We start from the raw sequence: 12,821 nt of genomic DNA, 5'->3' as shown, positions 1-12,821 counted from the left end.
GCGGATTCCAAAACGGAATTCGTCTTCGGCATGTTTACAATTGGAGGCTTTCACATGTTTCAAACATATACTGAAGCGCTGGAATGGATCCATGGCAGGCTTAGGCTTGGTATGAAGCCTGGTTTGACAAGGATGGAATGGATGATGGACAAGCTCGGCAATCCCGAGAATCTTGTAAAGTCAGTCCATATCGGCGGGACGAACGGGAAGGGTTCGACCTTGACATTCCTGAGGTCGATTTACGAAGCGGCCGGCTATACGGTCGGAACGTTTACATCCCCATATATTGAATCCTTCAATGAAAGGATCAGCGTCAACGGCCAGCCGGTGTCCGATGAAGATATCGTTAAATTGGCGAACCGGATTAAGCCGCTTGCCGATGAACTTGACCAATCCGAGCTTGGCGGACCAACCGAGTTTGAAATTATTACGGCGATGGCGTTTGTCTATTTTGGAGAGACAGAAGGAATCGATGTAGCCATTTTTGAAGTCGGGCTTGGCGGCCGGTTTGATTCCACTAACATCCTGAAGCCGATGGTATCGGTGATTACGAATATCGGCCTGGACCATGTGGCGATCCTGGGCGATACGTATGAAGAGATTGCATTTGAAAAAGCAGGGATTATTAAGGAAGGGATTCCCGTAATTACCGGCACTCTCCAGCCTGGTGCTCTTAAAGTGCTTGAGGAGCAGGCGGATCAAAAAGGCTCCAGTCTGCTTCGTTTAGGAAAAGAAATCACCATCCTGGATCATGAAAAGGCAAAGCGTGGAGAACGGTTCTCGCTGGTAACTCCATTCGGCTTTCTCGGAAAATTGGAGGTTTCAATGATAGGTGAGCACCAAACTGCAAATGCTTCACTTGCAGTTGCAACGGCGCAACAATTGAATCAAGACGGCTTGATGAAGGCGGATGATACAGCAATCAGAAAAGGATTAAAGGAGGCTTTTTGGCCGGGCAGGCTTGAAATCGTCTCTGAAAATCCAATGATTATTCTGGACGGAGCCCATAATACAGAGGGAATCCAGGCACTTGTTGAAGAGCTGTCGGCCCGCTTTTCCAATGACAAGGTTAGAATCATTTTTGCAGCACTGAAAGACAAGCCGCTCGGCAGTATGATTAAAACCCTGGAGGAGGCGTCTTCAAGCCTGACTTTTGTATCATTCGACTTTCCCAGGGCAGCCAGTGCGAAGGAACTAGTAGCATTGGGTAATAATCCATTCAATTTGGCAGCAGATGATTGGAGAAGGGCCATCACGGACGAAATTGGTAAGCTTCGTGACGGGGAAGTGCTGGTGATTACCGGCTCGCTTTATTTCATATCAGAGGCAAGAAGGTACTTGCTCGAAAAAATCATTTAATCCAGTCCCATGGTGTGACAAGCTCCCTAAACTTTGGTAAAATGATTAAAAATATTAAGACTATTTTACCAAAGGGGGGCAGGCAATGAGTGTGGGACCGAAAACAAAGAGAATCATATTCCTTGTATGGCTTTTACTCGTTCCACCCGGTCTAGTGCTTACCTACATGATTTCGCCTCCTCCAGACCATTTGAACTTTATTGACATTTTAGGGTTCCTTTTGCTCGGCTCCATTGTGGCAGCAATGCCGATGATCATTAACAGTGTACCCGTTTTTTTGATCCAGTGGGTATCCATCGCGGTTTTTCTCCGCTACGGACTGTTCATTGAAATGATTACGGTCCAGGTTTCCGTGATTGTCCTATTGTTGAGCATCCGGATTCCAAAAGAAGGCATGTTCCGGCTGCCGCTGAACTCCATCATGTTTTTCATCGTATCCCTTCTAAGCGGGATGATTTATTTTGGACTTGGCGGCACCGTCATGCCGGACCTCCGCAGTGATGACGCCTCAAATTGGTACGCCGCCGCTTACGCCATTTTTTATTATGCCCTTAACCAAGTAATCATCATGTTTTTCCAAAAGGTTATTTACAAGAGCAATGAGTCGTTTTTCGGTAAAGATTTTGTTTGGGAATTGCTGACGACAGTCATGACCTTCCCGCTTGGCTTTGTTCTGTACATGCTCCACAAGGATATAGGGCCGATTGCGCTGCTGTTCATTGGAGGTCCCTTTGCTGGTGTCTCCCTTGTCCTGAGAGCGTACAACAAGACAGAGCATATCAATGAATACCTTCAAAAGGCAGCTGAAATCGGCCATCGGCTTGCCGAACGGGTCAATGTAAATGAGGTTACCGATTTATTTTTGCAAAAACTAGCCGGCATGCTTCCAGTTGACTATGCTTATGTCATTGAAATGGAGGAGCATAACCAGCTTGTCAGGTCACACCGGTATGAAAATGGAATCGCATACACAAATCAGGAGTTTGATTTTAATAGCAGCCGAGGAATCAGTGGTACAGTTTGGAGTACCGGGAAGCCAGTTCTATTCGGAACACGGAAAGAGTGGCGCCAAATTGGGAGCAGATCAATTCCTAAGGAAGCAGAAAGCGTCCTTGGCGTGCCAATGAAGAAAAATGGCAAAACAGTAGGGGTGCTTGTTCTTGCCTCGAAGCGGAAGCGGGCTTACGAAAAGTCGCAAGTAATCATTGTTGATATTTTATGCTCACATTATGCAATTGCCGTTGAAAACGCCCGCCACTACGAGCAGGCTAAAGAGGAAAGCGAGCGCTGCTCACTGACGAAGCTTCACAACTATCGTTACTTTGAAAAAGTGCTTACGAGGGAATTCACTATTCTGCAAAACCAGGGCCGGGAACGCCTTTCACTTATCATTCTCGATATTGACCATTTCAAATCGGTAAACGACACATACGGCCACCAAAGTGGAAATGAAGTATTGAGGGAACTGGCATCAAGAATTGAAAAGATAGTCGGGGAATCGGGAACTGTCGCCCGCTACGGCGGGGAGGAATTTGTCATCCTGCTGCCTGAAGCGACCAGCCGGGAAGCCTATAATCTTGCAGAATTGATCCGCCAGTCCATCGCCAACTGGCCGTTCCTGCTTAAAGAGAACATTGAAACCGACGGCTCTCAGCAACTGTCTATTAAAATAACCGCCTCATTTGGCATCGCCACCGCCCCGCAAGATGCAGACGACGCACTGGCACTCTTGAGGCACGCCGACCGCGCACTGTATGTGGGGGCGAAGAGGGCGGGGAGGAATCGGGTTGCGGCGTATGTTAAGTAAAAAAGAAGCGAGATTATCCCTAATAGTTAAAATGGGGATAATCTCGCTTTATTTTATTGAAGATAGTCTACTGTAACACCACTTGCTAAATTAATGGACCAATCAGTACTTCCTGAAAAAGAAGAGCATTTATTTCGCCCACCTAAATCATCATAAGGTTTTTTTATGCCATTTTCCAGATAATATGAATTACCCAAGACACAAATATCTAAAGAGTTACCATTAAGATCATTTGACTCTATCTTCTTTTTTAAGAGCAAATCTCCGAATACGAATATACTCACGTTTCCGTTCAATTTTAATTGTCCTATTGTTGCATCTCCACCAATAAATAAATCAGTGGTTCCTCCCATATCTAAAGCCCCGCCTAAATTCGTATGGTCTAAAATAACCAATTGTCTGTTTCCTTGCATGAGTAACTGTCCTGTAACATTTACCTCGTTACAAATTACAGGTGCTTTATTATCGATACCTTCTTTGCAAGTTGGATTAAGGGTATCACTCCCGTTGTTGCCATTTCCATTTTTAATAACCATTTCAGAACCGGCTGGTATTGAGGGAGTAGATATAGTCGATTCTGGTGATCTTTGTAACGGAATACTAGCTGACACCTTTTTCTGTTCTTTATTATTATCTCCTAAGCTATTAAAAGTCACCATATTGGTTGTATCTGTAATAGTTGCATTGAATGAGGAAACAATAAAATTACTGCCTGAACTATCAACTAGGACCTTATTAGTAAAAGCATCGTTATTAAAAAATTCCTTAATATTATTTTCTAAAAGAGAATTATAATAATTTATAATTCCTAATAAAGAGGGACCAACATTCGTCCCAAATTTTGTTGGGGCTTCTTTAATTAATTCTATCCTGGCATCATTCGCAATCTTGCTAATATTTGAATTTAATAGCTTGGTAGTATAAGTAACACCCATTTCAGCCAAATCAGTTGCATTGTTTATATCATCGACCTTATTTATTTGTACACGTGAGTTCATTGCCATGGTACTTAAAGAGAGAGCAAATACAAGGGTTATAGTAATAATAATTAGAACAACAATAAGTGTATAACCTCTTTGATTAATAATAACTATTCCTCCCTTAATAACGTTTTATTACTGTTTCAATTATGTAAGGTTTATTAACATTTTTGTCTCTTAACTCAAGATGTATGTATAACGGTTCCTTTGTATCTACTGTTAACGGGAAGGTGCCTTCAAAGCCGTTTGTTTTACCAACTTTAATTTTTATATTTAGGTTTTTTTTGGTTAGGTCAATATCCGGTGTTGAGGATCCAATATAGGCTCTTTTTTCTGTTGAGCTTACATCCTTATAATCCAATATATAGCTAGTTTTCTTTAAATGATAATCCTTAATGGTAGCTATTATTAAATTTGCTTCCCTGCTTAAATCGGTTTTTGCTGATAGTTTGGTGTAATTCTTATTTGAAGAAATGAGTACACCGAAAACTAGAGACGAGACAATTGAAAGTATAGCAATGGCAGCAAGCAATTCAATTAATGTTATTCCTTTTTCATTTTTCATAATATCACCTAACATACGTATAAGTTTCAGACTTTGAACCAGAACTGCTTACTACTATTTTGGCTTGATATAATATCGTTTTTTTCCCTTTAACATCTACTTCCTTTTTAACAAAATCCACTACGATATTAAATAATGTGTCATCCATCAACACACCATTATCTTTAAGATAATTAAGAATCTGTTCATTATTATAACTGTTTACTAGGACAAACTCGGCTTCATTGGGGGTAATATTTAATTCTATTCCATTAACGATTTTTTGAGCTTCTAGAGATGAATTAAGTTTTAGTTCGTTTTTGTTATTAAAAATAGCGGATTGAGTAAAAAAGCCTAGGAAGGAAGTAAGTATTATGGCTAGTAATACTATTGAGAGGAGAACTTCCAACAATGTGAATCCTTTCTGATTATGGAATTTTTTATCCACGTATGCCTCCACCCTCTTTTTAATTCTGTAAGTTTATTATACAATATTTAGAAAGCGAGAATTGTCATTTTTTATATCTTTCAGGCACTATTTGCAATTTTTTGAAAAAAATAGTGATAGATTAAGGGGAAAAGGGGTTTTTCTATGGATACATTGGTTTTGGGGCTAGGGTCTCTCATCCTGCTCGTTCCGATTCTTTATTTTCTTCCACTTGGGCTTTCAGCAAAAGGAAAAATAATTACACTATCTTTTGCTGCCATAGTGGCAATTATAGCAGCCTATGGAGTAAATATTTTTGGTCTATGGCAAATGGTTCTGGTAATTACAATGTTTTCCGCTGTTGGGGCTTATATCATGAATGGGAAACTTGAATCTAGTATATATACTGAGCAAGTAAGCAGCCATGATGATTATGAAGAAGATTTATTCCATGTAGCGCCTGATTTTTCCGAAAACCAGACAACTAGATCCGTCCATCAAGAAATAAATAGTGAAGAAATTGCAAAGCCAAAGATAGACGCTACAGAAGAAATAACCATAGATAGTATTTTAGATGAGATAATGGTTCCTATAGCTTCTGGTGAATCTCCAATTACCCCAACTAGCGAGAATGATAATCCTGAATCTTTATCCTTCCTAGATGAAATTGAGTTTGGCGTTTCTGAAGACAATAGTAAGCCATTAACCAACCCTGCCTCTGCATCCACTTCCCCTTTTGATGATGAAAGTGAATTGCAAGTTCTAATTTTTGAAGAAAATCAATCCGAGTTGCCAATACTGGAACTTAAACCTAGTAAACTTCAAGAATCATCTTTGGAGACTTTAAATGAGCAACAATTGGAGAATGAATACTTATCAGCGTTTCTTCAGGTTGCTGCTGGCAATGAGAAGGAAGAGCAAGAACCTTTGTTACAGGTTTCAAATCATCAGTAAACTTCGAGTTAAGTCGAGAGGGGCTTCGTTGTGAGAAAAAATCAACAGGTATTAAAACTTTTTATTGTCCTTTTCTTATGTACAGCATATATATTCAGTTTTTCACATTATGGAGCTAAAGCTTTTGACACTCTTTTTGCGGGTGAAGAAGGCTATCAGCCAGGAACCATGATTGGTTCAGTAAATCTGGAGGGTAAGTCTTCAACTGAAGCCCTTGCCCTATTAAAAACCTCTATCCAGGAATGGCAGAATAGTACTACTTATAAACTTGCTTATAAAGAAAAAACAATTGATCTGGAAATAGACCCGTTTGAATTTGCTCCTGAGGAGACAGTGTCGTCACTGGTTGATGGAAGGCAAAATGGAATCCATGTAACCTTGGATGAAACGATACTGGTTGAATGGATCAAACAAATCTCTCCACAATTAATCGGGATTGAAATCAATCTTAAGGACTTGAACGCAAAGCTCGTAGAACCTGCATCCACATTAACTGCAGGGGAAGTAGTTGTGAAGCTTTCTGATTTTATAGTCGATTCAAACAAGAAACCTGAAGTCATTGCTACAGGTACAGTAAAGGTGAAGGAAGCTTCGGATGAGATTGAAATGGCCCTGGACGGGTTCCCGGATATTAAAATTGAGGCATTATCGGATTTTTCATTTCAAGGATTTATTGAGCAGCAGAAAATAGAAGGTCTTTCAACTAGTACACTTAGCATGATGGCTTCGGCTGCTTATATTGCCGTGCTTCAAACCAATTTTGATATTGTTGAGCGGAATATTGGCAAGGAGCTTCCGGATTTTGCCGAGCTGGGATCTGAAGCGAGGATCGAGCCTGAGCTTGGCTTAGACTTCTCCTTCCGCAATCCAAATGATGCGGAGTTCGGATTGAAATTCGAATATGCAGGAGGAAAGCTGACTGCAACGATAATTGGAACGCCATTTCTTTATGAATATAAGGTCGTAGCAGACGGGGAAGACGTGTTTAAGCCAAAGACTATTATTCAGTTTAGTCCACTTCTGAAACCGGGACAAACAAACGTAAAAGAAGAAGGCAAAGAAGGAAAAATCATAAAAGTTTATCGTGAAGTATACAGCAATGGAACACTTATTGACATCGAAGCGATATCAGACGATTTTTATCCTCCTATTCATCGAATTGAGGTTAAGCCGCTGTCCGCAAGCCAGACTACTCCAACTAGCGAGACTCCAGGAACTAATACAGAAGCTCCTGTTTCGGAACCTGGAACCGTAGCTCCGGCTGGAGGGAATACTGAACCCGTCGTAACAGATCCTTCAACAGTTCCATCCGAGGCAGGAACGGGAAATGTCGATAATGGCAACGTTAAGAATCCTGGTAAAGATGATGGAGGCCTTTGGGGCAAACCGAATGAACAACCGAAATAAATGATAAGCAGGGATGTTATATGAGACAAACACGGAAGCGGCTCGGTGACTTGCTTCTGGAAGCCGGCCTCATTACGGGGGAACAGCTTAACACAGCCCTGAAGGAGAAGGCTCCAAAACAACGTCTGGGAGAAGCGTTAGTCCAAAGGGGTTATATTACCGAATTGCAGCTGATTGAAGTGTTGGAAATGCAGCTTGGCATTCCCCACATTAGCCTGTTCAGCTATCCGTTTGATAAAAACTTATTCAACTTAGTACCGAAAGATTTGGCGAGAAGGCATTTGCTAGTCCCACTGAAAAAAGAGGGAGACAAGCTGTTTATTGCAATTTCCGATCCACTTGACTTTTTGGCTGTCGATGACCTAAGGCTTCTTACTGGCTTTCAAATTGAAACTGCGATTGCAACGAGGGACGATATCCTCCGGACCATCAATAAATATTACAACACGGATGAAGGGCTTGAAGAACTTCTCGGTGAACTTCCTTCAGGAAACAACTCAAGTAGTGAGGATGTAACAGACCTAGATTCACCAATTGTCCGTCTGGTAAATCAGATTCTCGTCAACGCAGCTGTCCAGCGGGCGAGCGATATCCACATCGATCCTCATGAAACAAAAGTAGTGATTAGGTACCGTGTCGATGGGGTACTTCGGGTTGAACGAGTCCTGCCTAAGAGCATGCAAAATATTTTGTCTGCCCGGATTAAAATTATGTCGAACCTTGATATAACCGAATACCGGATTCCTCAGGATGGACGGATTAAGGTGAATCTCGATTTTCATCCGATCGACTTAAGGGTTTCCACTCTTCCGACTGTTTACGGGGAAAAAATTGTCCTTCGGATCCTTGATATGGGGAGTACGTTGAACGACCTTGCCAAACTTGGTTTCAATCAATTAAATTACAAACGTTTCCTGGACATGATCGAGCGTCCAACCGGAATTGTCCTTATCACTGGACCAACAGGTTCCGGAAAATCTTCTACACTTTATGCGGCACTAAACAAGCTAAATAGCGAAGAAGTAAACATAATCACTGTTGAGGACCCGGTTGAATATCAGTTGGAAGGCATAAACCAAATTCAGGTTAACCCGAATGTCGGGATGACTTTTGCAGCAGGTTTACGTTCGATTCTTCGTCAGGACCCCAATATCATTATGGTCGGGGAAATACGAGATAAAGAAACCGCGGACATTGCAGTCCGGGCTTCACTGACTGGACATCTTGTACTAAGTACGCTCCATACCAATGATGCACTTGGCACTGTTTCCAGGCTGATTGATATGGGCGTTGAGCCGTTCATGGTTGCTGCCTCCCTAGCTGGTGTTGTAGCCCAGAGGCTTGTACGCAAGGTGTGCCGGGATTGCATGGAGCTGGTTGAGCCATCAAAACGAGAACTTGAGATTTTCGCCCGGCGCGGTATTAAAATTGAAAAGGTTCCGCGCGGCAGGGGTTGTTCATCCTGTAGTATGAGTGGCTATAAAGGCAGAATTGCCCTCCACGAAGTTCTATCCATTACGGATGAAATCCGCAGGGTCATCATGGATGGGGAATCGTTCCAGCATCTTAAAGAAGTGGCCATTAGAAATAAAACGATCTTTTTGATTGATGATGGATTGCTAAAAATAAAACAAGGTCTCACCACAACCGAAGAAGTATTGAGAGTTGCGATTCTGGAGTAGGAGAGCACATATGAAAGAACAAATCGATATGATTTTAAGGGCCGCCTCTGAGCACAGGGCATCTGACATTCATTTGACTGTCGGTGTGCCTCCTATCATGAGGATTAATGGAGATTTAAAACGCTATGGCAAGGAGATGCTTAAGCCTGCCGATACGGATAGTATGGCTAGAGCCATTGTCCCGGAAGGTATGTGGGATGTTTTTAAGGAGAAAGGAGAGCTTGATTTCTCCTACAGCGTCCCTGGAGTATCACGATTTAGGGTGAACACATACCATCAAAGGAACTGTATAGCGATTGCGTTGAGGATAGTCTCCTCAAAGATTCCGACTATTGAAGAACTCAGCATGCCGGATACATTGAAGAAATTGATGGAAAAGCCACAGGGACTTGTCCTTGTTACCGGACCGACGGGGAGCGGGAAATCTACAACTCTCGCATCGATGATTCATTATATGAATCTGACGATGCGAAAGCACATCATTACGCTAGAAGACCCTATTGAATATTTGCATAAACATGGCAACTCGGTCATTGACCAGCGTGAGGTCGGCTATGACACCGGCAATTTCGCGAATGGCCTCCGGGCTGCACTCCGCCAGGACCCTGATGTTATTCTGGTCGGGGAGATGCGTGACCTTGAGACAATTGGGACAGCAATCACAGCTGCGGAAACAGGGCATCTTGTATTAGGTACATTGCATACATCAAGCGCCCCGGCAACTATCAACAGGATTATCGATGTCTTCCCGCCATCCCAACAGCCGCAAATCCGAGTCCAGCTTGCTTCGGTACTTGTTGGAATTATCTCACAGCGATTATTCCAGACCGCCGATAAAATGGGACGGAGGGCAGCAACCGAAATCATGATTAATAATCCAGCCATAGCCAACCTAATCCGAAATGAAAAGATCCACCAGATACCGAGCATTATGCAAACATCCCGGGCGCTTGGTATGCATACACTTGAGGCTAATATTAAGGAATTAATTGATAGAGGCATTATCCTTAAAGAGGTTGCTCAGCCATTTCTTGAGGAGATGATCGTATAATGGCACGATTTAAATATGAAGGACGTGACAGGCGGGGAACGAGGCAAGGGGTCATTAATGCAGTCTCTAAACGGGAGGCACTCCTAAAGCTAAAAGAAGATGGCGTGCGTGTAGTTGATATTAGTGAAATGCCTGAAACACTCTTGACAAAGGATATTTCTATAGGGAATCCGGTCAAGCTGGAGCATTTTGTTATTTACATTCGGCAGTTTGCAACATTGCTCAAAGCTGGAGTAACTGTTGTCGATGCAACGTCAATTTTGTCTGTACAAACCGAAAGCAAGGCTTTAAAAAAAGCTTTGATTTTAATTGAGTCTGAACTTCGTGAAGGCCGTCCGCTTTCACAAGCAGTAACAAAGCATAAAAAGATTTTTTCTCCTATGTTTGTAAATATGCTTCGTGCTGGAGAGGCAAGTGGTAATCTTGATGGAACATTGGAAAGGCTGGCAGACCATTTTGAAAAACAGCATCATACAAAGCAAAAAATTGTGTCTGCTTTAACGTATCCTGCCGTAATTGGTGTCTTAGCAATTGGAGTAGTTATTTTTCTATTAACATCAATTGTTCCTACCTTTGTCACTATGTTTGATGATATGGGAGGAGAATTACCGGCGATTACACAATTTGTTATGTCAGCCAGTGACTTTGTCCAAGTGTGGTGGTGGCTGCTCCTAATAATTTCGATAGGGATTGTAGCTGGGGTTATTGCACTAAGGAGAAATAAAGAGACTAAGTATTATTTGGATTATGCAATCTTAAGGATGCCGATTTTTGGCAATCTAATGCGCAAGGCAGTTTTAGCAAGAATGACTAGAACATTAAGTTCCTTATTTGCTAGCTCAGTTCCCATTCTTCAATCGATGTCGATTGTCGAAAATGTTGTTGAAAATGAAGTGATTGCCAGGGTAGTAAAAAAATCACGTGATTCTCTGGAAAAAGGACAATCTATGACTATTCCAATGGAATCTCATTGGGCATTTCCTCCCTTAGTCACTCAAATGGTTTCAATCGGTGAGCAAACTGGTTCCTTGGATGCCATGCTGGATAAAGTAGCAGAATTTTATGAAAAGGAAGTAGATATTGGAACAGACAAGTTAAAATCCCTTATAGAGCCATTAATGATAGTTGTTTTGGCGGTATTAGTAGGTACTATTGTTCTAAGTATTATGATTCCTATGTTTGAAATGTTTAACCAATTTGACAAAAAGTACTAAAATTAGTTTAAATTCTACAAATACCCTCTTTTTTACATGCCAAACTTGTTATATACTGTAAGAGTACTAATTTATTTGGGTTATAGACCTTAGAAGGAGCGGGGAAAATGTTCAAAAGTTTAAAGAAAAAAATAAAAGATCAGCGTGGTTTGACACTGATCGAGTTGCTTGCTGTTATTGTTATTCTGGGGATTATTGCTGCGATTGCCATTCCAGCAATTGGTGGACTAATCGACAATACTAAGAAAGATGCTCACATTGCAAATGCTCAGCAAATGATCAATTCTGCAAAATTGGCAATTACTTCAGATCCTGCCCTTCAGCCGAAAACTGATGGTGGGAAGAGTTATATATCATTAGCTTACTTAGAAGCACAAGGTTATATTGATGAAGTTAAGGACCCAGACGGTTCTAATTATGAGAAAGGTGATCCTGATTTAGTGGACGATGCAGATGCTACGAAATCATTAATAGGTACTGCTCCAGCTGATACTACCTCATATGTAGAAGTTACAAAGAGTGGAAAAGGTTACACATACGTTGTTAATCTGTATGGAAGTGAAAGAAAAATTCAAAAGGCTGCTCTTTCGGGATTGGTCAGAACAGCTGTAGTTAAAAGGTAATTAATGTTTATATTTCTTTTGTTTTTATACGGCATCACCTTCGGCTCCTTCTTCAACGTAGTCGGACTAAGGGTGCCAAATGGACAATCAATTGTCAGCCCAGGCTCTGCCTGTCCCAATTGCGGACACAAGCTTAAGGCTCATGAATTGATTCCAGTTTTCTCATATGTTTTTCAATGGGGGAAATGCCGCGGCTGTGGGTCGCGGATTTCCCCCATTTATCCAATCATGGAGTTTTTGACTGGAATCCTCTTTGTCCTTGCACCTGTCCTGCTTGGCTGGAGTTGGGAACTGATCATCGCCTGGACACTGATTTCGTTATTCATTATCATTACTGTATCTGACATCAACTATATGCTTATCCCTGATAAAATCTTGTTGGTGTTTGCAGGGATTTTTTTATTTGAACGCATCCTTTGGCCGCTTTCGCCCTGGTGGGATTCGCTGCTCGGTGCGGCTGCCGGCTTTCTGCTTCTGCTCTTGATTGCCTATGTCAGCAAAGGCGGCATGGGTGGAGGCGACATTAAGCTTTACGCCTTAATCGGTTTTGTTGTTGGAACGAAGCTGATGTTCCTTTCGTTCTTCCTTGCTACATTATTCGGGGCCGTTTTTGGAATTGTGGGTATACTGTCGAAAAAAATTAAAAAACGTGAGCCGATTCCATTTGGTCCGTTTATTGCACTTGCCACACTCGTTGCCTACTTTTTCGGAAATCAATTAATAGATTTATATTTAAGCTTTTTTTCATAGCATCCGCAGGCACGTATTCTGTG

Annotated in this window: 12 protein-coding genes; 9 read left to right on the top strand and 3 right to left on the bottom strand. The window is 41.8% G+C overall.

Annotated elements, in window-relative coordinates:
• Positions 1 to 54: 54 nt before the first annotated feature.
• The gene (locus A8F94_RS05265; protein ID WP_066196631.1) at positions 55 to 1,359 is read left to right on the top strand and encodes a bifunctional folylpolyglutamate synthase/dihydrofolate synthase; all 1,305 of its coding nucleotides are present in this window, start codon (positions 55 to 57) and stop codon (positions 1,357 to 1,359) included.
• 85 nt (positions 1,360 to 1,444) lie between these two features.
• Positions 1,445 to 3,166, top strand: a complete 1,722-nt coding sequence (locus A8F94_RS05260; RefSeq protein WP_139070024.1) for a sensor domain-containing diguanylate cyclase — start codon at positions 1,445 to 1,447, stop codon at positions 3,164 to 3,166.
• Between the two features lie 53 nt (positions 3,167 to 3,219).
• On the opposite strand, the gene A8F94_RS05255 is transcribed toward A8F94_RS05260, so the two are convergent.
• From A8F94_RS05255 to A8F94_RS05245, 3 genes are all read right to left on the bottom strand, one after another.
• Positions 3,220 to 4,164 (bottom strand): hypothetical protein, encoded by a 945-nt coding sequence (locus tag A8F94_RS05255; RefSeq protein WP_066196627.1) that lies wholly within the window; start codon positions 4,162 to 4,164, stop codon positions 3,220 to 3,222.
• Positions 4,165 to 4,267: 103 nt separating this feature from the next.
• The gene (locus tag A8F94_RS05250; protein WP_066196621.1) at positions 4,268 to 4,711 is read right to left on the bottom strand and encodes a PilW family protein; all 444 of its coding nucleotides are present in this window, start codon (positions 4,709 to 4,711) and stop codon (positions 4,268 to 4,270) included.
• 4 nt (positions 4,712 to 4,715) lie between these two features.
• Positions 4,716 to 5,138, bottom strand: a complete 423-nt coding sequence (locus tag A8F94_RS05245) for a type IV pilus modification PilV family protein (RefSeq protein ID WP_066196616.1) — start codon at positions 5,136 to 5,138, stop codon at positions 4,716 to 4,718.
• Between the two features lie 144 nt (positions 5,139 to 5,282).
• On the opposite strand from A8F94_RS05245, the gene A8F94_RS05240 reads away from it, so the two are divergent.
• The 7 genes from A8F94_RS05240 (at position 5,283) to A8F94_RS05210 (ending at position 12,798) form a co-directional block, all read left to right on the top strand.
• Positions 5,283 to 6,071 (top strand): hypothetical protein, encoded by a 789-nt coding sequence (locus A8F94_RS05240; RefSeq protein ID WP_066196613.1) that lies wholly within the window; start codon positions 5,283 to 5,285, stop codon positions 6,069 to 6,071.
• Between the two features lie 30 nt (positions 6,072 to 6,101).
• Positions 6,102 to 7,478 (top strand): G5 domain-containing protein, encoded by a 1,377-nt coding sequence (locus A8F94_RS05235; protein WP_066196607.1) that lies wholly within the window; start codon positions 6,102 to 6,104, stop codon positions 7,476 to 7,478.
• 20 nt (positions 7,479 to 7,498) lie between these two features.
• A complete protein-coding gene (locus tag A8F94_RS05230; RefSeq protein ID WP_066196602.1) occupies positions 7,499 to 9,160 on the top strand; it encodes a GspE/PulE family protein in 1,662 nt (553 codons plus the stop codon).
• A gap of 10 nt (positions 9,161 to 9,170) precedes the next feature.
• Positions 9,171 to 10,211 carry a type IV pilus twitching motility protein PilT gene (locus A8F94_RS05225; protein WP_066196600.1) on the top strand — a complete coding sequence of 347 codons (1,041 nt, stop codon included), beginning with the start codon at positions 9,171 to 9,173 and terminating at the stop codon, positions 10,209 to 10,211.
• Positions 10,211 to 11,425 (top strand): type II secretion system F family protein, encoded by a 1,215-nt coding sequence (locus A8F94_RS05220; RefSeq protein ID WP_066196598.1) that lies wholly within the window; start codon positions 10,211 to 10,213, stop codon positions 11,423 to 11,425. Before A8F94_RS05225 ends, A8F94_RS05220 begins: the two co-directional genes overlap by 1 nt.
• A 107-nt stretch (positions 11,426 to 11,532) precedes the next feature.
• Positions 11,533 to 12,048, top strand: coding sequence for a prepilin-type N-terminal cleavage/methylation domain-containing protein (locus A8F94_RS05215; protein ID WP_066196590.1), 516 nt, complete (start codon positions 11,533 to 11,535; stop codon positions 12,046 to 12,048).
• Positions 12,049 to 12,051: 3 nt separating this feature from the next.
• Positions 12,052 to 12,798 (top strand): prepilin peptidase, encoded by a 747-nt coding sequence (locus A8F94_RS05210; protein ID WP_066196587.1) that lies wholly within the window; start codon positions 12,052 to 12,054, stop codon positions 12,796 to 12,798.
• Positions 12,799 to 12,821: the final 23 nt, after the last annotated feature.

It is taken from the genome of Bacillus sp. FJAT-27225, assembly GCF_001685025.1.
Taxonomy (GTDB): Bacteria; Bacillota; Bacilli; order Bacillales; family Cytobacillaceae; genus Bacillus_D.
Note: the sequence above shows the minus strand (reverse complement) of the source record. Positions and strands in the feature narration are given on the sequence as shown.

Bases quoted from the DNA above. Each gene is read 5' to 3' on its own strand.
- A8F94_RS05265 (WP_066196631.1), top strand. From the start codon at position 55: ATGTTTCAAACATATACTGAAGCGCTGGAATGGATCCATGGCAGGCTT.
- A8F94_RS05260 (WP_139070024.1), top strand. From the start codon at position 1,445: ATGAGTGTGGGACCGAAAACAAAGAGAATCATATTCCTTGTATGGCTT.
- A8F94_RS05255 (WP_066196627.1), bottom strand. From the start codon at position 4,164: ATGAACTCACGTGTACAAATAAATAAGGTCGATGATATAAACAATGCA.
- A8F94_RS05250 (WP_066196621.1), bottom strand. From the start codon at position 4,711: ATGAAAAATGAAAAAGGAATAACATTAATTGAATTGCTTGCTGCCATT.
- A8F94_RS05240 (WP_066196613.1), top strand. From the start codon at position 5,283: ATGGATACATTGGTTTTGGGGCTAGGGTCTCTCATCCTGCTCGTTCCG.
- A8F94_RS05230 (WP_066196602.1), top strand. From the start codon at position 7,499: ATGAGACAAACACGGAAGCGGCTCGGTGACTTGCTTCTGGAAGCCGGC.
- A8F94_RS05225 (WP_066196600.1), top strand. From the start codon at position 9,171: ATGAAAGAACAAATCGATATGATTTTAAGGGCCGCCTCTGAGCACAGG.
- A8F94_RS05220 (WP_066196598.1), top strand. From the start codon at position 10,211: ATGGCACGATTTAAATATGAAGGACGTGACAGGCGGGGAACGAGGCAA.
- A8F94_RS05215 (WP_066196590.1), top strand. From the start codon at position 11,533: ATGTTCAAAAGTTTAAAGAAAAAAATAAAAGATCAGCGTGGTTTGACA.
- A8F94_RS05210 (WP_066196587.1), top strand. From the start codon at position 12,052: ATGTTTATATTTCTTTTGTTTTTATACGGCATCACCTTCGGCTCCTTC.